At 67.6% G+C, this 25,040-nt stretch carries 28 protein-coding genes and 1 tRNA gene; 16 read left to right on the top strand and 13 right to left on the bottom strand.

The features are described from left to right. Positions 1-139 precede the first annotated feature (139 nt). Entirely contained in the window at positions 140-742 is a 603-nt protein-coding gene (locus DSHI_RS08875) for a GNAT family N-acetyltransferase (RefSeq protein WP_012178415.1), read from the top strand. A 3-nt stretch (positions 743-745) separates the two neighbouring features. On the opposite strand, the gene gap (DSHI_RS08870) is transcribed toward DSHI_RS08875, so the two are convergent. The 3 genes from gap (DSHI_RS08870) to gap (DSHI_RS08860) all read right to left on the bottom strand — a co-directional run bounded on the left by gap (DSHI_RS08870) (position 746) and on the right by gap (DSHI_RS08860) (position 3,056). Beyond that, the gene (gene gap, locus DSHI_RS08870; protein ID WP_044027708.1) at positions 746-1,747 is read right to left on the bottom strand and encodes a type I glyceraldehyde-3-phosphate dehydrogenase; all 1,002 of its coding nucleotides are present in this window, start codon (positions 1,745-1,747) and stop codon (positions 746-748) included. Positions 1,748-1,863: 116 nt separating this feature from the next. Then, the gene (locus DSHI_RS22575) at positions 1,864-2,007 is read right to left on the bottom strand and encodes a hypothetical protein (RefSeq protein WP_044027706.1); all 144 of its coding nucleotides are present in this window, start codon (positions 2,005-2,007) and stop codon (positions 1,864-1,866) included. Between the two features lie 47 nt (positions 2,008-2,054). After that, entirely contained in the window at positions 2,055-3,056 is a 1,002-nt protein-coding gene (gene gap, locus DSHI_RS08860) for a type I glyceraldehyde-3-phosphate dehydrogenase (protein WP_012178412.1), read from the bottom strand. A gap of 242 nt (positions 3,057-3,298) precedes the next feature. On the opposite strand from gap (DSHI_RS08860), the gene DSHI_RS08855 reads away from it, so the two are divergent. Then, positions 3,299-4,246, top strand: coding sequence for a DUF808 domain-containing protein (locus DSHI_RS08855; RefSeq protein WP_012178411.1), 948 nt, complete (start codon positions 3,299-3,301; stop codon positions 4,244-4,246). Positions 4,247-4,408: 162 nt separating this feature from the next. Here the strand turns inward: DSHI_RS08855 and tkt are convergent, their stop codons facing one another. Further along, a complete protein-coding gene (gene tkt / locus DSHI_RS08850) occupies positions 4,409-6,424 on the bottom strand; it encodes a transketolase (RefSeq protein WP_044027705.1) in 2,016 nt (671 codons plus the stop codon). Positions 6,425-6,686: 262 nt separating this feature from the next. Between tkt and DSHI_RS21365 the strand changes: the two genes are divergently transcribed. From DSHI_RS21365 to DSHI_RS08815, 7 genes are all read left to right on the top strand, one after another. Further along, entirely contained in the window at positions 6,687-7,115 is a 429-nt protein-coding gene (locus DSHI_RS21365) for a hypothetical protein (RefSeq protein WP_012178409.1), read from the top strand. A 1-nt stretch (position 7,116) separates the two neighbouring features. Then, positions 7,117-7,521 carry a cell division protein ZapA gene (locus tag DSHI_RS08840; protein WP_012178408.1) on the top strand — a complete coding sequence of 135 codons (405 nt, stop codon included), beginning with the start codon at positions 7,117-7,119 and terminating at the stop codon, positions 7,519-7,521. A gap of 3 nt (positions 7,522-7,524) precedes the next feature. After that, positions 7,525-8,499: an agmatinase gene (speB, locus tag DSHI_RS08835; RefSeq protein WP_012178407.1), complete on the top strand. Its 975-nt coding sequence runs from the start codon at positions 7,525-7,527 to the stop codon at positions 8,497-8,499. Between the two features lie 51 nt (positions 8,500-8,550). After that, the gene (locus DSHI_RS08830) at positions 8,551-9,015 is read left to right on the top strand and encodes a DUF1499 domain-containing protein (RefSeq protein ID WP_012178406.1); all 465 of its coding nucleotides are present in this window, start codon (positions 8,551-8,553) and stop codon (positions 9,013-9,015) included. A gap of 251 nt (positions 9,016-9,266) precedes the next feature. After that, positions 9,267-10,322 carry a peptide chain release factor 1 gene (prfA, locus tag DSHI_RS08825; RefSeq protein WP_012178405.1) on the top strand — a complete coding sequence of 352 codons (1,056 nt, stop codon included), beginning with the start codon at positions 9,267-9,269 and terminating at the stop codon, positions 10,320-10,322. Beyond that, on the top strand, positions 10,319-11,143 hold the full coding sequence (gene prmC, locus DSHI_RS08820; protein ID WP_012178404.1) for a peptide chain release factor N(5)-glutamine methyltransferase: 825 nt from the start codon (positions 10,319-10,321) through the stop codon (positions 11,141-11,143). Before prfA ends, prmC begins: the two co-directional genes overlap by 4 nt. Before the next feature lie 254 nt (positions 11,144-11,397). Beyond that, entirely contained in the window at positions 11,398-12,009 is a 612-nt protein-coding gene (locus tag DSHI_RS08815) for a DUF4167 domain-containing protein (protein ID WP_012178403.1), read from the top strand. 62 nt (positions 12,010-12,071) lie between these two features. Here DSHI_RS08815 and DSHI_RS08810 read toward each other — a convergent pair whose 3' ends face one another. Further along, positions 12,072-12,398 (bottom strand): HesB/IscA family protein, encoded by a 327-nt coding sequence (locus DSHI_RS08810; protein WP_044028578.1) that lies wholly within the window; start codon positions 12,396-12,398, stop codon positions 12,072-12,074. A gap of 85 nt (positions 12,399-12,483) precedes the next feature. On the opposite strand from DSHI_RS08810, the gene DSHI_RS08805 reads away from it, so the two are divergent. The 7 genes from DSHI_RS08805 to DSHI_RS08775 all read left to right on the top strand — a co-directional run bounded on the left by DSHI_RS08805 (position 12,484) and on the right by DSHI_RS08775 (position 19,257). After that, positions 12,484-13,647, top strand: coding sequence for a deoxyguanosinetriphosphate triphosphohydrolase (locus DSHI_RS08805; RefSeq protein WP_044027704.1), 1,164 nt, complete (start codon positions 12,484-12,486; stop codon positions 13,645-13,647). Between the two features lie 62 nt (positions 13,648-13,709). After that, positions 13,710-15,455, top strand: a complete 1,746-nt coding sequence (gene argS / locus DSHI_RS08800; RefSeq protein ID WP_012178400.1) for an arginine--tRNA ligase — start codon at positions 13,710-13,712, stop codon at positions 15,453-15,455. 88 nt (positions 15,456-15,543) lie between these two features. Further along, entirely contained in the window at positions 15,544-16,488 is a 945-nt protein-coding gene (locus DSHI_RS08795; protein WP_012178399.1) for an SPOR domain-containing protein, read from the top strand. A gap of 9 nt (positions 16,489-16,497) precedes the next feature. Next, complete coding sequence (locus DSHI_RS08790) at positions 16,498-17,484, top strand: glycoside hydrolase family 3 N-terminal domain-containing protein (protein ID WP_012178398.1); 987 nt, start codon at positions 16,498-16,500, stop codon at positions 17,482-17,484. Between the two features lie 22 nt (positions 17,485-17,506). Continuing rightward, a complete protein-coding gene (locus DSHI_RS08785) occupies positions 17,507-18,301 on the top strand; it encodes a segregation and condensation protein A (RefSeq protein WP_012178397.1) in 795 nt (264 codons plus the stop codon). Positions 18,302-18,354: 53 nt separating this feature from the next. Further along, entirely contained in the window at positions 18,355-18,990 is a 636-nt protein-coding gene (gene scpB, locus DSHI_RS08780; RefSeq protein ID WP_044028576.1) for an SMC-Scp complex subunit ScpB, read from the top strand. A 57-nt stretch (positions 18,991-19,047) separates the two neighbouring features. After that, positions 19,048-19,257: a hypothetical protein gene (locus DSHI_RS08775; protein ID WP_044027703.1), complete on the top strand. Its 210-nt coding sequence runs from the start codon at positions 19,048-19,050 to the stop codon at positions 19,255-19,257. Between the two features lie 76 nt (positions 19,258-19,333). Here DSHI_RS08775 and DSHI_RS08770 read toward each other — a convergent pair whose 3' ends face one another. From DSHI_RS08770 to DSHI_RS08735, 8 genes are all read right to left on the bottom strand, one after another. Further along, positions 19,334-20,428: a 2'-deoxycytidine 5'-triphosphate deaminase gene (locus DSHI_RS08770; RefSeq protein WP_012178395.1), complete on the bottom strand. Its 1,095-nt coding sequence runs from the start codon at positions 20,426-20,428 to the stop codon at positions 19,334-19,336. A gap of 59 nt (positions 20,429-20,487) precedes the next feature. Continuing rightward, positions 20,488-20,564: transfer RNA gene (locus tag DSHI_RS08765), tRNA-Pro, on the bottom strand. A gap of 85 nt (positions 20,565-20,649) precedes the next feature. Beyond that, a complete protein-coding gene (locus DSHI_RS21695) occupies positions 20,650-21,387 on the bottom strand; it encodes a MerR family transcriptional regulator (RefSeq protein WP_012178394.1) in 738 nt (245 codons plus the stop codon). A gap of 39 nt (positions 21,388-21,426) precedes the next feature. Then, complete coding sequence (gene ihfA, locus DSHI_RS08755; protein WP_012178393.1) at positions 21,427-21,732, bottom strand: integration host factor subunit alpha; 306 nt, start codon at positions 21,730-21,732, stop codon at positions 21,427-21,429. A gap of 111 nt (positions 21,733-21,843) precedes the next feature. Next, positions 21,844-22,818, bottom strand: a complete 975-nt coding sequence (locus DSHI_RS08750; RefSeq protein WP_012178392.1) for a beta-ketoacyl-ACP synthase III — start codon at positions 22,816-22,818, stop codon at positions 21,844-21,846. Further along, positions 22,811-23,968, bottom strand: a complete 1,158-nt coding sequence (gene plsX, locus DSHI_RS08745) for a phosphate acyltransferase PlsX (RefSeq protein WP_012178391.1) — start codon at positions 23,966-23,968, stop codon at positions 22,811-22,813. The genes DSHI_RS08750 and plsX overlap by 8 nt, the downstream gene beginning before the upstream one ends. A gap of 35 nt (positions 23,969-24,003) precedes the next feature. Continuing rightward, positions 24,004-24,210: a 50S ribosomal protein L32 gene (gene rpmF, locus DSHI_RS08740; RefSeq protein WP_012178390.1), complete on the bottom strand. Its 207-nt coding sequence runs from the start codon at positions 24,208-24,210 to the stop codon at positions 24,004-24,006. Positions 24,211-24,433: 223 nt separating this feature from the next. Beyond that, a complete protein-coding gene (locus DSHI_RS08735) occupies positions 24,434-24,997 on the bottom strand; it encodes a YceD family protein (protein WP_012178389.1) in 564 nt (187 codons plus the stop codon). Between the last annotated feature and the right edge of the window lie 43 nt (positions 24,998-25,040).

The following is a 25,040-nucleotide window of genomic DNA, read 5'->3' as shown; positions in this document are numbered from 1 at the left end:
TTGCGTGGGCATCGTTAGCGCTCACAAGGCCAAGATGGGGAATGCTGCGGCGCAGAACAACCTGCATTGCGGTCGAGCCGCTATGCGGAATATGCAATGGTCCTGAAGAGTGGGCCGCGTAGCTTGAGTGAGGATGCAAATGCAGCAAGTCGACGGGTTCAGCCCGGTGCCCCCGGGCAAGGTGGCCACTATCGTCACGCATCTGGAAATGACCGCGCGCCCCGATCCCGCGCCGGTGCCGGAGCTGCCATCGCTGGTTCTGGGAAGGGTCCGCGCGCCTGATCTGGCGCAGTACCGGCAGGTTTTCCTCGATGTCGGCGGGCGCGAATGGCTCTGGTGCTCGCGGCTCCTGCTCGATGACGCAGCACTGGCCGCGATCCTGAACGACGACGCGGTGGAGCTTTTCTATCTGCGCGACGGTGCGGCGGTGGTCGGTCTGCTGGAGCTCGATTTCCGCGAGACCGGCGCTTGTGAGTTGGCCTTCCTGGGCCTCGTGCCCGCGTGGGTCGGGCGTGGGGCAGGGCGCTACCTGATGAACATCGCGCTGACCCGCGCCTGGACGCGTCCCATCACCCGGATGCATGTGCATACCTGCACCCTCGATCACCCAGGGGCGGTGGCCTTCTATCGCCGCGCAGGCTTCGTGCCGGTGCGGCAGGAGGTGGAGGTGTTCGACGATCCGCGCCTGGGCGGGATCCTCCCGCCCGACGCCGCGCCGCACATCCCCGTCTTCACCCCCTAGGCGTCAGAGGAACTTGCCCATCTCCCGGGCGGTGTCGACCATCCGGTTCGAGAAGCCCCACTCGTTGTCATACCAGCTCAGCACCCGGCACATGGTGCCTTCCAGCACCTTGGTCTGGTCCGTGGCGAAGATCGACGAATGGGCGTCGTGGTTGAAATCCATCGACACGAGCTTCTCGTCGGTCACGCCGAGAACCCCCGCAAGCCGTCCTTCGCCGGCCGCATGGATCGCCGCGTTGATCTCTTGGACCGAGGTCTCGCGCGCGGCTTTGAAGGTCAGGTCGACGACCGACACGTTCGGCGTCGGCACCCGGATTGCCACCCCGTCGAGCTTGCCGTTCAGCTCCGGCAGCACCAGGCCCACGGCCCGTGCCGCCCCGGTGGAGGTCGGGATCATGTTCATCGCCGCCGCCCGTGCGCGGTAGAGATCCTTGTGCATCGTGTCCAGCGTCGGCTGGTCGCCTGTGTAGCTGTGAATGGTGGTCATGAACCCCTTCACGATGCCCACGGCCTCTTGCAACACCGAGGCGACGGGCGCCAGGCAGTTGGTGGTGCAGGAGGCGTTCGAGACCACGATGTCCGAGCCCGACAGGCTCTTGTGGTTCACCCCGTAGACGATGGTGTTGTCCGCACCGGCCGCCGGGGCCGACACGAGCACACGTTTGGCGCCGTTCTTGAGGTGCAGGGCAGCCTTGTCGCGGGCGGTGAAGATACCGGTGCATTCCAGCACGATATCCACATGGGACCAGGGCAGGTCCTCGGGATTGCGGATCGCGGTGACCTTGATCGGGCCACGCCCCACATCGATCGTGTCGCCGGACACGGTGACCGTCCCGGGGAAGCGGCCATGGATCGAATCGTAGCGCAACAGATGCGCATTGGTTTCCACCGGGCCCAGATCGTTGATCGCCACGACCTCCAGCCCGCTATCCTCAGTTTCGAGAATCGCCCGCAGGACATTACGACCGATCCGGCCGAACCCATTGATTGCCACTTGCACAGTCATCTGCGCCCCTCGCTCTTTCATTCCCGCCGCACCCTGCGGCTTTGGCGCGACGTTATCGCTAACATTCTTCGAAAACAAGCCGCCGCGCGGAAATCAGCCCGGGTGTGATACCGGGCTCATCCCCAGAAGCGCATCCAGTCGATCACCTCGATCAGCCGCCGGCCCAGAGCGATCAGCGCGGTGCTGTCGCGGGCCAGGACGTCAAAAAGGGCGGCCCCGATCAAGAGCACGCCCAGCCAGATGGCGATCTTGGTTGTCACGTGAGTCAACACTCCCTGCGGCGACGCGCGCCGCAGCGGGACGTGCGTCAGATCAGGCGTCCGATGGCCGCGGCGGTGTCCGCCATGCGGCAAGAGAAGCCCCATTCATTGTCGTACCATGCCAGAACCCGCACGGTCCGTCCCCCGATAACCTTTGTCTGGTCCGGTGCAAAGATCGAGGAATGGGTGGTGTGGTTGAAGTCGATCGACACCTTCGGCTCCGGGTCATAGGCCAGAACCGCGCCCATATGGCCCTGGGCCGCCTCGCGCACGATCTCGTTCACGTCCTCGACGGTCACATCCTTGCCCGCCTCGAAGGTCAGGTCCACCGCCGAGACGTTCGGCGTGGGCACCCGCAGGGCGGTGCCGTCGAGCTTGCCGGCGAGTTCGGGGATCACCTCGCCGATGGCCTTCGCCGCCCCGGTGGAGGTGGGGATCATCGCCATGGCCGCAGCGCGAGCGCGGTACAGGTCGGAATGCCGCCGGTCCAGCGTCGGCTGATCTCCGGTATAGCTGTGGATCGTGGTCATGATGCCACGCTCGATCCCGATCGCGTCGTTGAGGACCTTGGCCAGCGGGGCCAGCCCGTTGGTGGTGCAGGAGGCGTTGGAGACCACGTGATCGTCCTTGGTCAGGCTGCGGTGGTTCACCCCGTAGACGATGGTCTTGTCGGCGTTCTTGGCAGGGGCGGAGACCAGCACACGCTTGGCGCCGTGGTCCAGATGGACCGCCGCCTTGTCGCGGGCGTTGAACTTGCCCGAGCATTCCAGCACCACGTCCACCCCGGACCAGTCCAGCTCCGTCGGATCATAGGTGGAGAACACCTTCATCGGTCCGCGGCCCAGGTCCATGTGGTCGCCATCCACCGTGACCGTGCCGCCGAACCGGCCATGGATGCTGTCATACTTGAGCAGATGCGCATTCGTTTCGATCGGACCCGTGGCGTTGATCTTGACCACCTGCACATCGTTGCGCGCGCTTTCCGCGATATGCGCCAGGGTGCAGCGACCGATGCGGCCAAATCCGTTGATTCCAACTGTAATCGTCATCCTGCGCACTCCTCGAAATCTGGCGACGGGGGCGGATCGATGCTGCGGCGGATCGGGGGAACGCCACGGTATCCCGTCGTATTCCGTCCGGATGTAGCGTGATGCACCTGCAGAAAAAAGAGGAAAAATGTCGCGATCTTAACATGTTAGCGGAAACATGGCGTGGTGGCGCTAACGGGTTGCCGGAAAGCCGCAAGCCTTTATGGTCAAGCAGGGCGCATACAGAGGTATCGGAGAACAATATGAGCGGCCTGATTGCATTGTTGGACGATGTGGCCGCCCTCGCCAAGGTTGCGGCGGCCTCTCTGGACGATGTGGTGGGCCAGGCGACCAAGGCCGGGGCCAAGGCCGCGGGCGCGGTGATCGACGATGCCGCCGTGACGCCGAAATACGTTCAAGGCTTCGAGGCCGCGCGCGAACTGCCCATCGTCTGGCGGATCGCCAAGGGCTCGATCCGGAACAAGCTGGTGATCCTGCTGCCCGTCGCACTGCTGCTGTCGGCCTTCGCACCCTGGCTGATCCCGTTGCTGCTGATGCTTGGGGGGGCCTATCTGTGCTTCGAGGGGGCGGAGAAGATCCTCCATGTGTTCCACGCGAAGAAAAGCCACGAACCCGTTGCAGTTGAAGAGAAAGTCACGTCTGCGCGCCTGGAGGAGGCGAAAGTGGCGGGCGCCATCAAGACCGATTTCATCCTGTCGGCCGAGATCATGACCATCGCCCTTGCGGCCCTGCCAGCCACGGGCGGCGTGATGCTCCAGATCCCGGCACTGGCGCTGGTGGCCTTGGGCATCACCGCGCTGGTCTATGGCAGTGTCGCGGTGATCGTTAAGGCCGATGACGTGGGGCTGCACATGGCGCAGGCCGGGCGTCTGGCGAGCACCCGCGCCCTTGGCCGTGGCATCGTCACATCCATGCCGACCTTCTTGAAACTGCTGACGGTTGTCGGGACGGCGGCGATGCTCTGGGTCGGCGGGTCAATCATCCTGCACGGGCTCGAAGAGATGGGCGTGGCCGGTCCGGCCCATGCCATCCACGCCATTGCCGAGGCGGTCGCGCACACGGTGTCCGCCGCCCAGGGCGCCATCGGTTGGCTGGTCACCGCGACCCTTGACGGGGTGTTCGGGCTGATCCTGGGGCTCGTGATCGTGCCTCTCGTCACGCGGGCTTCGGCGCTGATCCCGCGCGGCTGAACCGGGACGCACCGCCCGGACGGAGTGCGCGCGGCGCGCGCCCGACCGGGGGCTGCCTGCCCCCGGACCCCCGGGAGTATTTAGGCACAAAAGAAGGGCCGCGGAAAAACGCCCGCCGGGTGAGGGCGGGTGTTCGGATCGATCTGGCGCTGCGAGCGAGGCTCAAAGCATTTCCTTGACCTTGGCGGCGACCGCCTCGGGCGTGATCTCGAAATGCTTGTAAAGATCGCCCGCCGGGGCCGATCCGCCGAAATCATGCATGCCGACGAAGCCGCCCTTTTCGCGCTTGCCGCGCTCGCCATAGAGCCAGCGGTCCCAGCCGAAGCGGATCGCGGCCTCCACCGCCACGCGGACGGGCCCGGCGGGCAGCACCTTGCGGCGATAGGCGTCGGGTTGTTCTTCGAAGATCTCCCAGCAGGGCATGGACACGACGCGCGTGCCGATCCCCTCGGCCTGCAACAGGTCGCGCGCGGCCATGGCGATGGCCACCTCGGACCCGGTGGCCATCAGGATCGCCTGGCGCTTGCCCTCGGCCTCGGCCAGAACGTAGCCGCCCTGGGCGGTCAGGTTCTTGGTCTTGTGCTCGGTCCGCAGGGTGGGCAGGCCTTGGCGCGACAGCGCCAGCACCGTGGGCGTTTCGGTCTGCTCCAGCGCGATCTCCCAGGCCTCGGCGGTCTCGACCGCGTCGGCGGGGCGGATCACCAGGGTGTTGGGTGTGGCGCGCAGCATCGCCAGGTGTTCGACCGGCTGATGGGTCGGGCCATCCTCGCCCAGCCCGATGGAATCGTGGGTCATCACATAAACCACCGGCTGTTTCATCAGCGCCGACAAGCGCATCGCCCCGCGCGCGTAATCGGTGAAGCACAGGAACGTGCCGCCATAGGGACGGATGCCGCCATGCAGGCTCATGCCGTTCATCGCCGCGGCCATGCCATGCTCGCGGATGCCGTAATAGACATACCGCCCGTCGCGGCTCTCGGGCATGAAGACACCCAGATCGCCAGTCTTGGTGTTGTTCGACCCCGTGAGGTCCGCCGAGCCGCCCACGGTCTCGGGCATGATCGGGTTGATCACTTCGAGCGCCATCTCCGACGCCTTGCGGGTCGCCACCTTTGGCGCGGTCTCGGAGGTCTGCTTTTTCAGCGCCTTGATCGTGGCGCTCAGCTTCCTGGGCAACTGGCGCGCGAACGCGCGGGAAAACTCGACCTGCTTGGCATTGGACAGTTTGGCGAACCGGGCGTCCCAGGCCGCCTTCTCGGCGGCCCCGCGGGCGCCGATCGCCTCCCACTGGGACTTGATCTCGGCCGGGATCTCGAACGGCCCATGGGTCCAGCCCCAGGCCTCGCGCGCGGCCTGATTCTGGCTGTCATCCGTCAGCGCCCCGTGGCCCTTGGAGGTATCCTGGGCCGCGTGACCAAGCGCGATATGGGTCTTGCAGGCCACCATGGCGGGCTTGTCGGACGCCTTCGCGGCACTCAGCGCGCGGTCGATATCCTCGGGGTCATGCCCGTCGCAGGAAAAGACGTCCCAGCCCGAGGCCGCGAACCGCGCCATCTGGTCCGTGCGGTCCGACAGGTCGACCTTGCCGTCGATGGTGATGCCGTTGTCATCCCACAGCACGATCAGGCGGCTCAACTCCTGCCGCCCGGCGAGCGTCAGCGCCTCCTGGCTGATGCCTTCCATCAGGCAGCCATCGCCCGCGATCACCCAGGTGTGGTGATCCATGATCTTGGCACCCCAGCGGGCGCGCAGGATCTCTTCGGCCATGGCAAAGCCCACGGCGGTGGCGATGCCCTGGCCCAGCGGACCGGTCGTCGTCTCGATGCCCGCGGCATGGCCAAACTCGGGATGACCCGCGGTGGCGGCACCGAGCTGACGGAAATTCTTGATCTCCGACAGGGGCATGGACTCGTACCCCGTCAGGTGCAGCAGCGCATAGAGCAGCATCGACCCATGGCCCGCCGACAGGATGAACCGGTCGCGGTCGGCCCAGTCCGGAGCGCTCGCATCGAATTTCAGGTGCTTTTCGAACAGGACCGTGGCCACATCCGCCATGCCGATCGGCATGCCGGAATGCCCGGAATTCGCGGCGGCCACCGCATCGAGGGCAAGGGTCCGGATCGCCGTTGCCTTCATCCAGTGATCGGGGTGCGCGGAGCGCAGGGCTGAAATATCCACGGGATACCTGTCCTTTCAAAAGGCGCAGTGAGCGCTGTCGCGCGCTCTTTATCAGCCAAGGGGCAAAGTGCAACCTCTGGCGCGGGTTTGGGCCGCCCGCGCCCCGGGGCGGGGTGCGAAAATGGGGGCGCATTCGGCTGGCCCGCTTGTTAACCTGCCCGGCAAGGTCGGCCCGAATCGCGCCCCGTCGGCGTGCGGGCTCCTAACCGGGCAACCAAAAGACCCGGGCCGGCAGGACAGAGCAGGCAGACAAGGAGACGACATGAGCGAAATCCCTCAACTGGAGCAGCGCATCGCCGCGGCCCTGGAACGCATTCGGGCCGGGCTCGATACCCTGCCGGGCGCCGAGATTGCAGAGACCGCCGCGCGGGCCGACACCCTGGCCGCCCGCGTCAGCGCGCTGGAGGCGGAGGTGTCCGAGAAGGGCGCGCTGGAAGCCGAGGTCTCTGCCCTGCGCGACGGACTGGCCAGGGCCGAGCAGGAGCGGACCGAGATGCTCGACACGATGCAGAAGCTGCAAACCGTGAACGCGGATCTGCGCCTCGCTGCGGCCGAGGGCGTAACCGACCCGGAAGCGATCAACGCCGCGCTTGTGGCCGACCTCGAGGCGTTGCAAAAGGTCCGCGCGGCCGATCTGCGCGATATAGACGCCATTCTGAGCGAGTTGGCGCCGCTGGCGAAGGAGGCCTGAGATGCCCGAGCTGACGATCACCATCGGACCCCGCGATTTCACCGTCGCCTGCCAGGCGGGCGAAGAAAGCTATCTCGAAGCCGCCGCAGCGATGCTCGATGCCGAGACGCGCGTGCTCTCCGAGCAGGCCGGCCGGATGCCCGAAGCGCGGATGCTGCTGATGGCCGGGCTGATGCTGGCTGACAAGACCGCGGCGGTCGAGGACAAGCTGCGCGAGGCCGAGGCGAAGCTGGCCGAACTCGGGCAGGAACTCGAGGCGCTGCGTAACGCGCCCGCGCCTGCGCCCGAACGGATCGAGGTGCCGATGATCCCGCCCAGCGTGGCCGAGGGCATGGCCGAGCTGGCCGCACGCGCGGAATCCGTGGCCGACGCGGTCGAGGCCAAGGCCCGTGCGGGGGCTGCCTGAGCCATGGCGCTCGAAGATGCGGGCGGCGAGGTCGATGGCGCCTTCACCCGTCCCGACCCGCGCGGTCTGAGCTATGAGGCGGCCTATGGCGGCGCGCTGAGCTTCCTGCGCCGCCGCTACACCAAGGAGCTGAGCGGCGTGGATGTCGCGGTCTCCGGCGTGCCCTTCGATCTGTCGGTGACCAATCGGCCCGGCTGTCGGCTGGGCCCCCGCGCGATCCGCGAGGCGTCGTCGCTGCAACCCTTCGATCCGCCCTATGGCTGGGGGTTCGACCCGCTGTCGGAGTTCACCGTGGTGGATTACGGCGATCTGGCCTTCGATTACGGTCGCGCGGCGGGGTTCCCAGCGGCGCTCGAGGCCCATATCCGCACCATTCTGGCGGCTGGCGCCGCGCCGCTGACCATGGGCGGGGACCATTATATCAGCTATCCGATCCTGCGCGCGCTGGCCGAGGTCCACGGGCCCTTGTCGCTTCTGCAGTTCGATGCCCATTCCGACACCTGGCCTGACGAGGATCGCGACCGGCTGGATCACGGGACCATGTTCTACAAGGCGGTGAAGGACGGGCTGATCGATCCTGCGCGCTCGGTGCAGGTGGGGATCCGCACCACCAACGATACCGATCTCGGCTTCCACGTAATCGACGCCCGCGAGGTGCACGAAGCGGGCGCCGCGGCCGTGGCGGCCAAGGTCCGGGGCATCCTGGGCGATCACAAGACCTACCTGACCTTCGACATCGACTGCCTCGATCCGGGCACCGCCCCGGGTACGGGCACGCCGGTCTGGGGGGGCTTGAGCGCGGGGCAGGCGGCGATCCTGCTGCGCGACCTGGCGGGCATCACCGTGGTGGGCGGCGACGTGGTCGAGGTCTCTCCGCCCTATGATCCGTCCGGGGCGACGGCGGTGGCAGGCGCCCATGTGATGACGGAAATCCTGTGCCTCTGGGCCTGGACACGCCGCAAGGGCGGGCAAGCCTGATCGCGCGCCCTATATCTGCCACATCACGCAAGACACACCAAAGGGGAGCCCATGGGCAACTGGATCGGTATTCTCATCATCGTAGCGATGTTCGCCTTCGTTGCGCTCATGGCGGTCTTTCGCCTCGCCCCCAGTGACCCGGCGGAGTGGCACGTGGACCCGACCGACCCGAGCCTGAGCGCCGGGAGCGGCGCGGCGCTGGTGCGCTCGGACGGCAACCTGCAAAGCCCGGTCTTCGACGAAACTCCCGAGGCGCTGCTGGCGCGGCTCCATGCCATTGCGGACGCGACCCCGCGCACCCGCGTGCTCGCCGGCAGCCCGGAGGAGGGGCGTGTGACCTACATGACCCGCTCCCTGGTCTTCGGCTTTCCCGACTATACCAGCGTCACCACGATCCCAATGGGCGACGGTGCGCAAGTGGTGGCTTACGGGCGTCTGCGCTTTGGCAGCTCCGACATGGGCGTGAACACCGAGCGCTTGTCCGGTTGGCTCGACCAGCTTCAGACCACCCGCTGATCCAACTGCCAAAAGGCCCCGCCGCGCGTGCCGCGCGCCGGGACATGAGGTTTTGCGCCGTGCTTCGCACGTCGCCGGGGGCGAGAGGGGCCGGCCCCTCTCGCGCTCTCCCCGGGATACTTGAAGACTTGAGAGATCAAGTCCCCCGATCTTCATCTTTGCTCGAATACTCCGGGGGTCCGGGGGCAGCGCCCCCGACCCGGTCTGCCTGCCCTTGACCCCACCCGGTCCCGGCGGCACAACCCGACCCCATGGTGCCCACGGAAAAACTCGCCCAGATCACGGAACGCTTCGAGTATATCGAAGCGCGCATGGCGGCGGGTGCCGCGGGCGAGGATATCGCGGCCCTCGGGCGCGAATATGCCGAGCTTAAGCCCGTGGTGGCCGAGATCGCCGCCTATAGCCGGGCGCGCGCCGACCTGGCCGAGGCCGAGGCGATGCTGGACGATCCGGAAATGCGCGCCCTCGCCGAAGAAGAGATCCCCGCGCTCAAGGCCCGTATCCCGGAGATGGAGCAGGCCCTGCGCCTGGCCCTTCTGCCCAAGGACGCCGCCGACGCCCGCCCCGCGATGATCGAGATCCGTCCCGGCACCGGCGGGGAGGAGGCGGCGCTGTTTGCCGGCGACCTGCTGCGCATGTATCAGCGCTATGCCGAGGCGCAGGGCTGGCGGTTTCAGATCGTGTCCGAAAGCCTGACCGAGCTTGGCGGCATAAAAGAAGTGATCGCCCATGTCTCCGGCAGCGGCGTCTTCGCCAAGCTGAAATACGAAAGCGGGGTGCACCGGGTGCAGCGCGTGCCCGTCACCGAATCCGGCGGGCGCATCCACACCTCCGCCGCCACGGTGGCGGTACTCCCCGAGGCCGAGGCGGTGGATATCGACATCCCCGCCTCCGATATTCGCATCGACACCATGCGCGCCAGCGGGGCAGGCGGCCAGCATGTGAACACCACCGATTCGGCTGTGCGGATCACCCATATCCCCACGGGTCTGGTGGTCACCAGCTCCGAGAAATCCCAGCATCGCAACCGCGACATCGCCATGCAGGTGCTGCGCGCGCGGCTCTATGACCTGGAACGTCAGCGCGCCGATGCCGAACGCTCGGCCGCGCGCAAGGGGCAGGTGGGCTCCGGCGATCGGTCCGAGCGCATCCGCACCTACAACTTCCCGCAAGGCCGCATGACAGACCACCGGATCAATTTGACGCTCTACAAGCTCGACCAGGTGATGCAGGGGGATCTCGACGAGGTGATCGCAGCCCTGGCCGCCGACGACCAGGCCCGGCTGCTGGCGGAGGTCGAGGGGTGAGCGACCGGCATGCGGCGTGGCTGCAGGCCCTGGCCGAAGCGGGCGTGGCGGACCCGGCGGGCGATCTGCGGCGGCTTTTCGATTGGGCCTATGCTCAGGGGCAGGGCGATCCGGCGCCGCAGACCCGCGACCGGCCCAATGACTGGACCCTTTATACCCTGGAGGACGCGGTGAAGGCCCGCGCCGCGCGCCAGCCGGTGTCGCAGATCATCGGCCGCCGCGCGTTTTTCAAGCATGACTTCGAGGTCACGCCGGATGTGCTTGACCCGCGCCCGGACACCGAGACCCTGGTGGAGGTGGCGCTTGCGCATCCTTTCGACACGGTGCTCGATATTGGATCAGGATCAGGCTGTATCCTGCTGTCCTTGCTGGCAGAACGCCCCGAGGCGACCGGGCTGGGTATCGACATCTCGGCCCCCGCGCTGGACGTGGCGCGGCGCAATGCCGACCGGCTCGGGCTGGCGGGGCGGGCGCGTTTTCGGCGCTCTGACTGGCTGGCCGAGGTCGATGAGCAATTCGACCTGATCGTCTCCAACCCGCCCTATATCGACGCCGCCACCTACGCCACGCTCGCCCCCGAGCTGCGCGACTGGGAGCCGCGCGGCGCGCTGGAGGCGGGCGCGGACGGGCTCGACGCCTACCGGGTGATCGCGCGCGATGCGCCCCGCGTTCTGGCGCCGGGCGGAACGCTCTGTCTGGAGATCGGCCATGACCAGGGCCGCTCCGTGCCCGCACTTCTGGCCGCTTCGGGCTGGCGGCAGATCACGGTGCAACGGGATCTCATCGGCAAGGACAGGGTGGTCACGGCGAACTTGATCTGACGCAGGTTTCGGCCCGAAACGGAGATCGGACGCGATCCTGCGGGACATTTTGTCTGTTTTTTGCTTGCCCCGGCGCCCGTCCCATGCTTACTGAGGCCACGGGTAGCGCGACCTCACCGTTCGAGGGCCGCTCGTACAACCCAATCATCTCCGGTATCCAGCGCACGGGCAACGGCTCGGCGGCAGGATGCGGCTAAAGCGGATATGGCTCCGGGCGATGTCCATGACTGCCACAAAGGCGGAAATAACCAGATATGAGATCATCGAAATCCCGCTCGCGGAACAAGAATAACCGGCGCAGTGTCGGCAATATCGTCAACCGTGTATTCGACAGTTCCGGGCCAGAGGGCAAGGTGCGCGGCACGCCGCAGCAGATCATCGACAAATACCTGACCCTGGCGCGGGATGCGCAATTGGCCAATGACCGCGTCGCGGTGGAGAATTTCCAGCAGCACGCCGAGCATTACACCCGCATGCTGAGCGAGGCCATGCGCGAGCAGGAGGCCCGCCAGGAACAGCAGGCGCAGCAAGCCCAGAACCAGCAGAAATCGCGCGGCGACCGCAACGAACGCGGTGATCGCGGCCAGAGCGGGCAGGGCGGGCAAGGCGGCGACCAGCCGTCGCAGGGCCAGTCCCGCTCCGATCCCGGCGACGCGCCCCAGCCCGAGACGGCCGAAGCCAAACCGCCCGAGACCGGCGCGTCCGATGTGATCGACCTGGGCGACGGCGACACCGATACGGGGCTCGTCGAGACCCCCGAAAGCAAACCCGCCCGCAAGCCGCGCACCCGCTCGCGCCGCAAGAAGACCGACGAAGCGCCCGCCGAAACGGCCGAGGCCTCGTCCGAGACACCGGCGGCGGAATAAGCCCTGCGAAAACGACGAAGGCCCGGACATGCGCCGGGCCTTTGTCGTTCAAGGTCGGGGTCTTACATGGAAAAGCTCGTCCCGCATCCGCAGCTGGAGCTGGCATTGGGGTTCTCGATGGTGAACCGCGCGCCGATCAACTCCTCGGTGAAGTCGATCACCGCGTTCTCCAGGAACGGCAGGGACACCGCGTCCACCACCACCTTCTGACCCTTGCCTTCCAGCACCAGGTCGTCCTCCGCCGGATCGTCCAGCTTGATCTCGTACTGGAACCCCGAGCAGCCGCCACCCTCCACGGCCACGCGCAGGGCCTTGGCGGCGTCGCTCTCGGCGTTGATTTCAGCGAGACGCGCGAAGGCGCGCTCGGTCACGGTGGGGGGCAGGGTCAGGTCCATCCGGGGGCTCCGACTGTTCTTTGAGCGTTATGATGTATATAAGATGCCTCAAAACGCAGAACAAGAACAGGCAGATCATATGACAGCGCCCTTTGCGTGCGGACCCGCAGGCTCGCGCGGCAGGCTTGTGGCCGAACCCGAGAGCGATTTTCGCTCGTGCTTTCAGCGCGACCGCGACCGGATCATCCATGCCAGTGCGTTCCGGCGGCTGAAACACAAGACCCAGGTCTTCGTGGAACACGAGGGCGATTATTTCCGCACCCGCCTGACCCATTCGATCGAGGTGGCCCAGGTGGCGCGCACGATCTGCGGCGCGCTGGGGCTGAACCCGGATCTGACCGAAGCGGTGGCGCTGGCCCATGATCTGGGCCACACGCCGTTCGGGCATACGGGCGAGGATGCGCTCAACGCGCTGATGGCCCCCTATGGCGGGTTCGATCACAACGCCCAGGCGCTGAAGATCGTCACCTCGCTCGAACGTCATTACGCGGCTTTCGACGGGCTCAACCTGACTTGGGAAACGCTGGAAGGCATCGCCAAGCATAACGGCCCGGTCACGGGCGAGTTGCCCCATGCGCTGGCCAGCTACAACGCCCGCCACGATCTCGAACTGCAAACCCATGCCAGCGCCGAGGCGCAGGTGGCCGCCCTGGCCGACGACATCGCCTATAACAACCACGACCTGCAGGACGGGCTGCGCGCGGGACTCTTCAGCCAGGCCGATATCGCCGACCTGCCGCTGGTGGCCGAGGCCTATGCCGAGGTCGACGCCGTCTGGCCCGATCTCGACCCCGCGCGGCGCAAACACGAAGCCCTGCGCCGGGTGTTCGGGATGATGGTGGCGGACGTCATCGACACCTCCCGCGCGCTGCTGGCCGAGGCCGCCCCGGCCGACGCCCAGGCCGTGCGCGACCTGGGCCGACCGGTGATCCGGTTCTCCGACGGGATGTTCGCCAGCCTGCGGCAGATCCGCGAGTTTCTCTTCACCCGCATGTACCGCGCCCCCAGCGTGATGGAGAAGCGCGCCGAGGTGACCACGGTCATCAACGACCTCTTCCCGCGCTATATGGCCGATCCGAGCCTGCTGCCCGCGCGCTGGCAACCCGACATCCTCGCCACCCGCACCCGCACCGAACTGGCCCGTATCGTGGCCGACTACATCGCGGGCATGACCGACCGCTACGCGCTCCAGGCCCATGACCGGCTCACGGCGGGGGACCGCGCCCGCAGCGCGCGCGCCTGATTTCGGTTGGACCCGCGCGGGCGAGTTGCTACAGGGACGCGACACCTGACCCGGGACCGACGATGAACCTGTTTACCGATATCCGCGCGGGCGTTCTGGCCGCCCTGACCGAGATGCAAGCCGAGGGCACGCTGCCCGAGGGGCTCGACTTCGCCAATGTGACCGTCGAGCCACCGCGCGACGCCGCCCATGGCGACATGGCGACCAATGCCGCAATGGTGCTCGCCAAACCCGCGAAGATGAAGCCGCGTGACATCGCCGAGGCACTCGCCGGCAAGCTCGCCGCCGACCCCCGGGTCGCCAGCGCCGAGGTGGCGGGCCCCGGCTTTCTGAACCTGCGCCTGGCGCCCACGCTCTGGCAGGACGTGGTGCGTGCGGTGCTGACCACCGGCACCGGCTTTGGCCGGTCGAGCATGGGGCAGGGGCGGCGGGTCAACGTGGAATACGTCTCCGCCAACCCCACCGGGCCCTTGCATGTGGGCCATACGCGCGGCGCGGTCTTCGGCGATGCCCTGGCCAGCCTGCTGGATTTCGCGGGCTACGACGTGACCCGCGAATACTACATCAACGATGGCGGTGCGCAGGTCGATGTGCTCGCGCGGTCGGTCTACCTGCGCTACCTGGAGGCCCACGGCCAGCAGGTCGCCTTCGAGGACGGCACCTATCCCGGCGACTACCTGATCGCCGTGGGCGAGGCGCTCAAGGACAAGGTCGGCGACGCCTTCGTGGACAAGGGAGAGCAGTTCTGGCTCGCAGAGGTGCGCGATTTCGCCACCGACGCCATGATGGACCTGATCCGTGCCGATCTCGCCAGCCTCGGCGTCAAGATGGACCGGTTCTTCTCGGAAAAGAGCCTCTACGGCACCGGCCGGATCGAAGCCGCCATCGCCGATCTGGACGCCAAGGGCCTGATCTATCGCGGCACGCTGGAGCCGCCCAAGGGCAAGGTGCCGGAGGATTGGGAGCCGCGCGAACAGACCCTGTTCCGCTCCACCGCCCACGGCGACGATGTGGACCGCCCGATCAAGAAATCCGACGGCAGCTGGACCTATTTCGCCCCCGACATCGCCTATCACTACGACAAGGTGAACCGCGGCTATGACGCGCTGATCGACGTGTTCGGCGCCGACCACGGTGGCTATGTCAAACGGATGAAGGCGGCGGTCTCGGCGCTGTCGGACGGCAAGACCCCGCTCGACATCAAGCTGACGCAGCTTGTGCGGCTCTTCAAGAATGGCGAGCCGTTCAAGATGTCCAAGCGCGCGGGCACCTTCGTGACGCTCTCGGACGTGGTCGAGCAGGTCGGCCCGGACGTCACGCGCTTCGTGATGCTGACCCGCAAGAACGACGCGCCGCTCGATTTCGACTTCGACAAGGTGTTGGAGCAGTCCCGCGAAAACCCCGTGTTCTACGTTCAATACGCCCATGCCCGGGTCTGCTCGGTGCTGCGCAAGGCCGCCGAGGCCGGAGTCCCAGTGGACGACGCCAACTTGGCCCAAGCCGACCTGTCGGGCATGACCGACCCGGCGGAGCTGAAGCTCGCCCGCGCGCTGGCCGAATGGCCGCGCCTGGTCGAGATCGCCGCCCGCACCAACGAGCCGCACCGAATCTCCTTCGCACTCTACGACATCGCCGCCGATCTCCATGCGCTGTGGAACAAGGGCAATGACGATCCGTCGTTGCGTTTCCTGCAAGAGGGTGACTCAGCTGCAACACAGGCGAAAATCGCCCTCGTGCGCGCCTGCGCCGTTGTTATTTCGACCGGTCTTGGTATCCTTGGCGTGTCTCCGGTGGAAGAGATGCGCTGATCTGAACCGCGATCACAAAAAGCGCACCGCCTCCGGGACTGAGCAGTCAGATCCCTCCTTCGCTGCGGAGGGCGTGAGAGGCAGGACCATGACCGTGTACGATTCCGACGCCTATCCGGCGTATGGCGGAGAGGATTCCGTCGAAAATCCCGCCCCCTTCGGGCGGGCCGTCGCCCCCCTCGTGACCTGGACCGGTGCCGTGGCGTCCCTGGCGCTGGTGGCGGGGCTGGGCCTCTGGGGCTACAACCTGGCCATGCGCGACGTGACCGGCATCCCGGTGATCCAGGCGCTCGAAGGGCCGATGCGGGTGCAGCCCGACGATCCCGGCGGCCGCCAGGCCGATCACCAGGGTCTCGCCGTGAACGTGGTCAAGGCCCAGGGCGTGGCCGCGGCCCCGGTGGACAAGATCGTGCTCGCCCCGCCCCCCATCGACCTCAGCACCGCAACCCCCGCGCAACCGGTCCCGCTTGTGCAGGACGGACCGCGCGATGCGACCGCTCCCGAGGAAACCGGCATCCCATTGCCCGAAGAGCCCAACCGCGAACAGGCCACCGTGCTGGCGGTCGAGGCGCTGATCTCCGATCTGGTGGCCGAGGAGGAGGCCGCCCAGAACGGCACAGTGCCCAACACCAAGCCGGGCATCGCCCGCTCCCCGCGCCCCGCCGCGCGCCCCGAGGCCGTGGCCTTCGCCAGCCGGGCGAGTTTCGATCTTTCGGCGCCCACCGCCGCCATGCCGGCCGTGATGCGCGTCGCGGCCTTCGCCGACCCCGAGAGCATCGCCACCGGCACGCGCATGGTGCAGTTCGGCGCCTATGACGACGCGGACACCGCCGAAGCCGAATGGGTGCGCATTGCCGAGACGTTCTCGCCCTATCTCGAAGGCAAGAACCCGGTGATCCAGCAGGCCGAGCGCGCCGGGCGCAGCTTCTACCGCCTGCGCGCCATGGGGTTCGAGGATCTCGCCGATGCGCGCCGCTTCTGCTCGGTCTTTCTGGCCGAGGATCTCGCCTGCATCCCGGTGGTCTACAAATGACGCACCCCCGTGGCTGAACCGCGCCGCGCGGCGATCCTCGGCTGCGGCGGGCCGGTTCTGACCCCCGAGGAGGCCACCTTCTTCGCCGCCGCGAACCCCTGGGGCTTCATCCTCTTTGGTCGCAACGTTGAAAGCCGCGCGCAACTCGCGCGCCTGACCGCCGACCTGCGCGCCGCTCTCGGCTGGCACGCGCCGATCCTGATCGACCAGGAAGGCGGCCGCGTCGCCCGCATGGCCCCGCCGGATTGGCGCGGCTTCCCTCCCGCGCTCGACCAGGCCGCGTCTCCGCGCGCCTTCTGGGTCCGGGGCCGCGCCATCGCGCTGGATCTGGCCGAGGTCGGCATCGACGTGAACTGCGCGCCGCTCGCGGACATCGCGCTGCCCGAAACCCACCCGATCCTGCGCAACCGCTGCTACGGGACCGATGTGGCCACCGTGGTGGCCAATGCCCGCGCCATGGCCGACGGCCTGCGCGCGGGCGGCGTCCTGCCCATCCTGAAACACCTGCCGGGCTACGGGCGCGGCACCGTGGACAGCCACAAGGCCCTGCCGCGTGTGACCGCCGACGCCGCCACCCTGCGCGCCACCGACTTCGCCCCTTTCGTCGCCCTGCGCGATATGGCGATGGGCATGACCGCGCATCTCGTCTACGAGGCTTTCGATCCGGACCTGCCCGCCACGGTCTCCCCGCGCATGATCGACATGATCCGCAACGAGATCGGATTCGACGGGCTGCTGATGACCGACGACATCTCGATGGAGGCGCTCTCGGGCACGGTCCCCGAGCGGGGGCAGGCCGCGCTCGCCGCTGGTTGCGACCTGGTCCTGCACTGCAACGGCGATCTGGCCGAGATGCAGGCGCTCGCTGCTGCCCTGCCGCCCATGACCGAGGCCGCGCAAACCCGCGCCGCGCGCGCCCTGTCCCAGCGGCAAACGCCCCAGCCCGTTGACATCCCCGCGCTCGACGCCGAACGTAACGCCTTGCCCTCCGCCTGACGCGGGCGCGCCAAGGACCCAGATGACCGACAGCCAACCCGACCTGAACCTGTCCCCCGCCAGCGTCGAGGAGCGTCTCGCCGCCGAGGCGCTGATCGTGGACGTGGATGGGTTCGAGGGGCCGCTCGACCTGCTGCTGCAACTCTCGCGCACCCAGAAGGTCGATTTGCGCAAGGTCTCGGTGCTGGCCCTGTCCGAACAATATCTCGCCTTCATCGAGAAGGCGAAAGCGCTGCGGATCGAACTGGCTGCCGACTACCTGGTGATGGCCGCCTGGCTCGCCTTCTTGAAATCCCGCCTCCTGCTGCCGCCCGACCCGGCCGACGAGGGGCCGTCGGGCGAAGACCTCGCCGCCCATCTCGCGTTCCAGCTCGAGCGGCTCGAGGCGATGCGCGAAGCGGCGGCCAAACTCATGGCCCGCGACCAGCTCGGCAAGGATTTCTTCGCCCGTGGCACCCCCGAACAGGTGACCCGCGCCCGGCGCGTGACCTATTCCGCGACCCTGATCGACCTGATGCAGGCCTATGCCCGGATCCGCACCAAGGACGATTTCCGCCCCTTCGTCTTCGACCGTGACAGCGTGCTGACCATGGAACAGGCGCTCGACCGGATGAAAACCATGGTCCGTTTTGCGGGCGACTGGACTGACCTCGCGGCCTACCTGCCCGAAGGCTGGATCAACGACCCCAAGCGCCGCCGCTCCGCCACCGCCGCCACCTTCGCCGCCTCGCTGGAGCTTGCCAAGGCGGGCAAGATCGAACTGCGCCAGGGCGAGACCTTCGCCCCCATTCAACTCAAACGCAAATCCGAGCCGTGATGTCCGATACCCCCGAGCAAACGCCTGACGAGACCGCCGACAGCGCCGCGCCGATGCCCCCCGACGGCCCCGCCGAGAGCCTGTTCGAGGCCCCGCCCATGGGTGACCAGGAACGCATGGTCGAGGCGATCCTCTTTGCCACCGCCGAACCGGTGACCGTCCGCGCCCTGCAGGCCCGTATGCCCCATGGTTGCGACGCGGCAGAGGCCCTGACCCGCCTGCGCAAACGCTACGAGGGGCGCGGGGTCCATGTGGTCCGCGTCGGCGACGCCTGGGCCATGCGCACCGCGCCCGACCTCGGGTTTTTGATGCAGAACGAGGTGACCGAGACCCGCAAGCTCAGCCGCGCGGCCATCGAAACCCTCGCCATCATCGCCTACCACCAGCCCGTCACCCGCGCCGAGATCGAGGAGATCCGCGGCGTCTCGGTCTCGCGCGGCACGCTGGATCAGTTGATCGAGCTGGAATGGGTGCGCTTCGGGCGCAGGCGGATGACGCCGGGCCGCCCGACGACCTTCGTGGCCACGCAAACCTTTCTCGATCAGTTCGGCCTCGAATCGGCGCGCGACCTGCCCGGGCTGTCGGACCTGCGCGCGGCGGGCTTGCTCGAAAGCCGCCCGCTGCCGGGGGCCGAAAACCTTGAGGAGGACGGGGAGGACGAAGATCAAAGCGAGATGTTCGAGGAGTAACCTGATATTCACGGCCCGCGACCCTATATGTGAGTGGTCGCAACCGGGAGGGACGGCATGAACGTCAACCAGCTTATCAACATGGCGCTCCGCATCTTCGCGCGCAAGGCGATGAACAAGGGCGTCAACGCTGGCGTCAAACGCATGGCCGCGCGCGGCAAGACCCCGGGACAGCCCGCGTCCCCTGCACAGCAACGCGCCGCGCGGGAGACTCAGCGCAAGGCGCAGCAGGGCCTCAACATTGCCCGACGATTCACGAAATTCTAGTTAACGGGGCGCGCGCTGCGCAACAGCCGCGCCGCTGCCCGCGCCCCCTTCGCCCCGGATCTGCCGCAGTGACGGCTTATGCCGCGAAATGCTTGGACAGTTTCAGCCCCTGGCCCTGGTAGTTCGACGCGATCCCCGCACCGTAAAGCTGCGTCGGCACCTCGGCCATGCGCTCATAGACCAGCCGCCCGACGATCTGCCCGTGCTCCAGCACGAAGGGCGCTTCGTGGCACCGCACCTCCAGCACCCCGCGCGACCCGGTCCCCCCGGCGGCGGCATGGCCGAAACCGGGATCGAAAAAGCCCGCGTAATGCACCCGAAACTCGCCCACCATGGCCAGGTACGGCGCCATTTCGGCGGCGCAATCGGGCGGGATATGCACCGCCTCCCGGCTCACCAAGATGTAGAAGGCGCCGGGGTCGAGGATGATACGCCCTTGATCCGTATGAATTTCTTCCCAGTACTCGGCGGGCGGGTAATGCCCGATCTTCTCCAGGTCGATCACGCCCGTATGCGGCTTGGCGCGGTAGCCCACGAGGCTCCCGGTCGCGGGGCGCAGATCCACCGAAAACCCCAACCCCTGGTCGACATGGGCCGGGCCCGAGACCAGCGGGGTCGCGGCATGGCGCGCCCGCAGCGCCGCATCGTCGAGCAGGGCCTGACCGCTGCGAAACCGGATCTGGTTGAGCCGCATGCCCGGCCGGACCAGCACCGAAAACGACCGCGGGCAGATCTCCGCATAAAGTGGGCCGTGGTAGCCCGCCGGGATCCGGTCGAATTCGGTCCCGCCATCGGTGATCGTGCGCGTCAGCAGATCGACCCGTCCGGTGGAGCTCTTGGCATTGGCCACCGCCTGCACGCCCGCGGGCAGGGCGAGCGATTCCATCAACGGCACGACGTAGACGCAGCCCTTTTCCAGAACCGCGCCCCCGCTCAGGTCGATCCGGTGCATCTCGAAATCCGCGAGCCGGTCGGCCACGGTCGCCCCGTCGCCCGCGAGGAACGAGGCACGCACGCGGTAAGCCACGGCTCCCAAACGCAAATCGAGGCTCGCCGGTTGCACCTGTCCTGGCGCGATGGCCGGATCGGCCGCGATCATGCCCCCCGCGATCATCGCCTCAAGGCTCTGGCAGGGCAGCACGCCGGGGGTGGGCAAGGCAGGGGCGGACATGGTTCATACCTCCGTCAGAGGGTGCGGCTGCGCCGCAAGTGAGCCAAGTGTCGGAAAAGTGGTCGGGCTAGCAGGACTCGAACCTGCGACCTTCCGTCCCCCAGACGGACGCGCTACCAGGCTGCGCCATAGCCCGACACTGCGGCGTTCATAACGCTTTCCACGCCGGGGGCAAGCCGAATTTCGCCCCCCGCGGCGCCGCGTGTTTCGCCGCGCACCCTTCAAGCCGGATCTGACCCGTCGATGCGCGCGCGGAGCGCCGCCAGCCGGTCGGCCAGGGCGCGCGCGGTGTCCGGATCGACCTGCGACAGCGCGCCGGGATGGGCAGCCAGCCTGCGCGCGAAGGTCCCCAAAGCGTCGGAACGCTGCGGGCTGGGGCCGGGCAGGGCCGGGACGGCTGCACCGGGCGCAGCCGTGGGCGCAGGGTCTGGCACGGCGGGTGCTTCCGAGGGCGCAGCCTCGGCCGCATCCGGATCGGGCGCCCCATGGCGGGCCGTGAAGAGCGGCAGGGGATCCTCGGTGGGCGCCGCCTCCGGTGCGGCTTCGGCGGGGGGCTCTGCGGCGTCGTCGTCTGCGGGCATCTCGGCCGTGCTCGCCATCAGGTCGACCACCTTGGCCTCGGCGGTGTCCTCGGCCGCTTGCGCGTCCTCCTCCACCGGTTGCACGGTCTCCTCCGCGCCATCGAGGCGCCGGTCGCAGAGGCCGGCCACATGCTTGACCCCTTGTTCGCGCAGGATTTTCTGAACCCCTCGGATGGTGATCCCGTCATCGTGAAGCAGCACCCGGATCCCGGCCAGCAGGGACATGTCCGCGGGCCGGTAATACCGCCGTCCGCCCGCGCGTTTGACCGGCTTGACCTGGGGAAACTTGCTCTGCCAGAAGCGCAGCACGTGGGTGGGCACCTCCAACCAGTCGGCCACCTCGCTGATGGTCCGGAAGGCTTCCGCTGATTTGGCCATCAGGGTTTCGGGTCCGTGCAGCGCAGACGCCGCCGCGGCCTATCGGTTGCGGTTTCCATTGGCGACCCGTTCTTTCATCAGATGCGAGGGCCGGAAGGTCAGCACGCGGCGCGGATGGATCGGCACTTCCTCGCCCGTCTTGGGGTTGCGCCCGATCCGGGCGGACTTGTCGCGCACGCTGAAGGTCCCGAAGGACGAGATCTTGACGCTTTCGCCGCGCACAAGTGCGTCGGACATATGGGTCAGGATGCTCTCGACCAGTTGGGCGGATTCGTTCCGGGACAGGCCGACCTCGCGGAATACCGCATCGCTCAGGTCCATGCGCGTCAGTGTCTTCTCGGCCATCTTGCCCCCCTCGTTGCAACCGGGGCCAGTATGCGCCGGACGGTTTTCGAGTCAATATCAAGGGCTTGCCGATTGGCGTTCAGATCGGCCAAATCCGCCGATTCCACGCATTTACCAGCGTAATACCACCGATCCCCAGGACAATCCGCCCCCGATGGCCTCGGTGACGACCAGATCGCCGGGCTTGATCTGCCCGCGCGCCACCCCGACCGACAGCGCCATGGGGATCGACGCGGCCGAGGTGTTGCCGTGATCGGCCACGGTGACGACGACCCGGTCCATGCCGATGCCCATCTTGCGCGCGGTGGCGGTGATGATGCGCAGGTTGGCCTGGTGGGGCACGACCCAGTCCACATCCGCCTCTGTCAGACCGGCCTTGGCGAGCGCGGTCTCGGCGGTCGCGGCGAGCTTCTCGATGGCGTGGCGGAACACTTCCTTGCCCTCCATCCGCAGGTAGCCCGCGGTTTGCGAGCTGGACACGCCCCCATCCACGTAAAGGATATCGCGGTGCCGCCCGTCGGAATTCAGGTCCGCCGACAGGATCCCGCGGTCGGCCGTCCCACCGGTGCCGTCGCGCGCCTCCAGCACCACGGCACCCGCGCCGTCGCCGAAGAGCACGCAGGTCGACCGGTCGGTCCAGTCCATGATTCGGCTGAAGGTCTCGGCCCCGATCACCAGGATCCGGTCGGCCTGGCCCGACAGGATCATCGCGTTGGCATTGGCCATGGCGAACACGAACCCGGCGCAGACCGCCTGCACGTCATAGGCAAACCCCCGGGTCATGCCGAGCCGGGCCTGCACCATGGTGGCCACGGCCGGGAAGGTCAGATCGGGGGTGGAGGTCGCCACGATCACCGCGTCCACATCCTGTGCGGTCAGCTCGGCATGGTCGAGTGCCGCTTGCGCGGCGGCGGTGGCAAGGTCCGAGGTCTGTTCCCCGTCCGCTGCGAAATGGCGCCGCTCGATGCCCGAGCGGGTACGGATCCATTCATCGGTCGTGTCGACCAGGGTTTCGAGTTCGGAATTCGGGACCACGCGGCTTGGAAGGTAATGCCCCACACCGGTGACGACTGCACGTTTACCCATTCGCGGAACCCGATACTGCTTCTTCTTCTGGTGTGGCGGCGCCGCTCGCGCGGGCGCGCCCGGCGGAGGCCACCCGCGCGGCGAGGCGCTCGGTGAAGCCCGATTGCGCCAGGATGAAGGCCAGCTTGATGGCGGCGGCGACCCCGGTGGCATCCGCCGAGCCGTGGGATTTGACCACCGTGCCGTTGAGCCCCAGGAACACGCCGCCATTGACCCGGCGCGGGTCGATCCGTTTCGACAGGCGCCGCAGGGAGGTATAGGCGAGCATCGCCGCGATCTTGGACCAGGGCGTCTTCTCGAAGGCCTGGGTCAGGAAATCGCGGATCAGGGCCGCGGTGCCCTCGGCGGTCTTGAGCGCCACGTTGCCGGTGAACCCGTCGGTGACGATCACGTCCACCTTGTCCGACGGGATGTCGCCGCCTTCGACGAAGCCCACGAACTCGAAATCATTGTCGGGCGCGGCCTGGGCGATCAGGTCATGGGCTGCCTTCAGCTCGGCCCGGCCCTTGTGCTCTTCGGTGCCGACATTGAGCAGACCGATGCGCGGGGTGGGATTGCCCAGCCCGTTGCGGGCATAGGACGCGCCCATCAGCGCGTATTGCAGCAGGTCCTGCGCGTCGGCCTTGATGTCGGCGCCCACGTCCAGCATCACGTTGAACCCGGACTTGGCGCGCGACGGCCAGAGGCAGGCGATGGCGGGGCGGTTGATGCCGGGCACCTTGCGCAGGCGCACCATCGACAGCGCCATGAGCGCGCCGGTGTTGCCGCAGGAGACACAGACCGTCGCCTCGCCGTTGCGCACGGCGTCGATGGCTGACCACATGGAGGTGTCCTTGCCGCCGCGCATGACCTGGCTCGGCTTGTCGTGCATGGTCACTACGTCGGACGTGCCGCGGATCGCCACGCGGCCGTCGAGCGCACGCCGTTTCGCAACGAGCGCGGTCAACTCGGTGGCGTCACCGTGAAGCAGAAAGGCAATGTCGGGGTTTTTCTCGGCCGCAATAGCCAGCCCGCCGACCACCGCCGCCGGGCCCGTGTCGCCCCCCATGGCGTCGACGGAGATCACCGTCCCCGTCAGCCCATGCTCAGGCGGAGTTTCCGGGGAAGTGGACCCGCCGGGCGTCGTGCCGATCGATGTCCCTGCGGCCATGCGCATCTACCCCGGTTTTTGACAACCGTGGCCGCTCAGGCCGCGTCTTCGTCGAGATCGATCTCGTCGGCCTGGGCGATCACTTCACGATCCGCGTAATGGCCACAGGCCGCGCAGACGTGATGCGGGCGCTTGAGCTCGCCACAGTTGGGGCATTCGTTGGGGTTGCCGGCGACCAGAGCATCGTGGGAGCGGCGCTGTCCGCGGCGTGATTTCGTGATCTTGTTTTGAGGGACTGCCATGTCTCAACCTCGGTTCTGGGGGCAGTGCCCCGGGTGTTGTTTCTCGGCGAAACCGCCGCGTCGTCTCTTGCGCGCAAAATCCCCGCCGCGCGGGGTGAGAGCGAGGCCGGGAACATACTGTGATTCCGATGGGGCGCAAGTGTTTTCTGCGCCGCGTTTACCTGTGCACCAAGGGCCTTACAAGCCTCTTTGTTCAAACGGCTGCGCAATCGAGGAAGATCGGTCAGCCGCCGTCGGGTTTGCGCCCCGCGCGCAACTGTTGCAGGGCGGCGAAGGGCTTGGCGTCGTCATCGGTCATCGCGGGTTTGCCCGGTTCGGTGAAGACCGCGGCCCCCAGCGCCACGCCTTCGGCCCGGGGATAGAGCGGGATCGCCAGCGCCAGCTCTTCGGCCAGCAGGGCGGCGAGGTCCAGCGTGGCGGGCACGGGGCCTGCGGTTTCGTCCTCGGGCATCTCGACCTCGCTGCCGTCCGGGTCGGTCCAGTCGGCGAGATACCGGCGCAGAACGGGCTCTTCGATCCGGGTGGTGACGGGGGTCAGCGTGACGCTGCAGGGCTGGACCACCGTGGCGCCCAGGGTCGCCTCCAGCCGCCAGTCGGCCTTGCCCTCGGGATGCAGCGCGCCCGCCAGGCGCAGCTTGCGCAGATCGCTCAGCTCCAGGTCCGCGGCGAGCGCGGACAGGGTGGCGGGCTCGGGCACGATCTCGAACCGGGTGGGTTTGCGGGTGGACAGATCGGCAAAGCGCAGGACGGATGACGCGGAGGGGCCGTTGGTGGGGGGCTGGGGCATCTCGGGGGCTCCTTTCGGGTCGGGCGCGGGCGGGATCGGGGCT

The organism is Dinoroseobacter shibae DFL 12 = DSM 16493, assembly GCF_000018145.1.
GTDB classification, from domain to species: Bacteria; Pseudomonadota; Alphaproteobacteria; order Rhodobacterales; family Rhodobacteraceae; genus Dinoroseobacter; species Dinoroseobacter shibae.
Note: the sequence above shows the minus strand (reverse complement) of the source record. Positions and strands in the feature narration are given on the sequence as shown.

Excerpts from the sequence above, each read along its gene's own strand:
- DSHI_RS08875 (WP_012178415.1), top strand. The coding sequence starts at position 140 with ATGCAGCAAGTCGACGGGTTCAGCCCGGTGCCCCCGGGCAAGGTGGCC.
- gap (WP_044027708.1), bottom strand. The coding sequence starts at position 1,747 with ATGACTGTGCAAGTGGCAATCAATGGGTTCGGCCGGATCGGTCGTAAT.
- gap (WP_012178412.1), bottom strand. The coding sequence starts at position 3,056 with ATGACGATTACAGTTGGAATCAACGGATTTGGCCGCATCGGTCGCTGC.
- DSHI_RS08855 (WP_012178411.1), top strand. The coding sequence starts at position 3,299 with ATGAGCGGCCTGATTGCATTGTTGGACGATGTGGCCGCCCTCGCCAAG.
- DSHI_RS21365 (WP_012178409.1), top strand. The coding sequence starts at position 6,687 with ATGAGCGAAATCCCTCAACTGGAGCAGCGCATCGCCGCGGCCCTGGAA.
- DSHI_RS08840 (WP_012178408.1), top strand. The coding sequence starts at position 7,117 with ATGCCCGAGCTGACGATCACCATCGGACCCCGCGATTTCACCGTCGCC.
- speB (WP_012178407.1), top strand. The coding sequence starts at position 7,525 with ATGGCGCTCGAAGATGCGGGCGGCGAGGTCGATGGCGCCTTCACCCGT.
- DSHI_RS08830 (WP_012178406.1), top strand. The coding sequence starts at position 8,551 with ATGGGCAACTGGATCGGTATTCTCATCATCGTAGCGATGTTCGCCTTC.
- prfA (WP_012178405.1), top strand. The coding sequence starts at position 9,267 with ATGGTGCCCACGGAAAAACTCGCCCAGATCACGGAACGCTTCGAGTAT.
- DSHI_RS08815 (WP_012178403.1), top strand. The coding sequence starts at position 11,398 with ATGAGATCATCGAAATCCCGCTCGCGGAACAAGAATAACCGGCGCAGT.
- DSHI_RS08805 (WP_044027704.1), top strand. The coding sequence starts at position 12,484 with ATGACAGCGCCCTTTGCGTGCGGACCCGCAGGCTCGCGCGGCAGGCTT.
- argS (WP_012178400.1), top strand. The coding sequence starts at position 13,710 with ATGAACCTGTTTACCGATATCCGCGCGGGCGTTCTGGCCGCCCTGACC.
- DSHI_RS08795 (WP_012178399.1), top strand. The coding sequence starts at position 15,544 with ATGACCGTGTACGATTCCGACGCCTATCCGGCGTATGGCGGAGAGGAT.
- DSHI_RS08785 (WP_012178397.1), top strand. The coding sequence starts at position 17,507 with ATGACCGACAGCCAACCCGACCTGAACCTGTCCCCCGCCAGCGTCGAG.
- scpB (WP_044028576.1), top strand. The coding sequence starts at position 18,355 with ATGCCCCCCGACGGCCCCGCCGAGAGCCTGTTCGAGGCCCCGCCCATG.
- DSHI_RS08775 (WP_044027703.1), top strand. The coding sequence starts at position 19,048 with ATGAACGTCAACCAGCTTATCAACATGGCGCTCCGCATCTTCGCGCGC.
- DSHI_RS08770 (WP_012178395.1), bottom strand. The coding sequence starts at position 20,428 with ATGTCCGCCCCTGCCTTGCCCACCCCCGGCGTGCTGCCCTGCCAGAGC.
- DSHI_RS21695 (WP_012178394.1), bottom strand. The coding sequence starts at position 21,387 with ATGGCCAAATCAGCGGAAGCCTTCCGGACCATCAGCGAGGTGGCCGAC.
- ihfA (WP_012178393.1), bottom strand. The coding sequence starts at position 21,732 with ATGGCCGAGAAGACACTGACGCGCATGGACCTGAGCGATGCGGTATTC.
- DSHI_RS08750 (WP_012178392.1), bottom strand. The coding sequence starts at position 22,818 with ATGGGTAAACGTGCAGTCGTCACCGGTGTGGGGCATTACCTTCCAAGC.
- plsX (WP_012178391.1), bottom strand. The coding sequence starts at position 23,968 with ATGGCCGCAGGGACATCGATCGGCACGACGCCCGGCGGGTCCACTTCC.
- rpmF (WP_012178390.1), bottom strand. The coding sequence starts at position 24,210 with ATGGCAGTCCCTCAAAACAAGATCACGAAATCACGCCGCGGACAGCGC.
- DSHI_RS08735 (WP_012178389.1), bottom strand. The coding sequence starts at position 24,997 with ATGCCCCAGCCCCCCACCAACGGCCCCTCCGCGTCATCCGTCCTGCGC.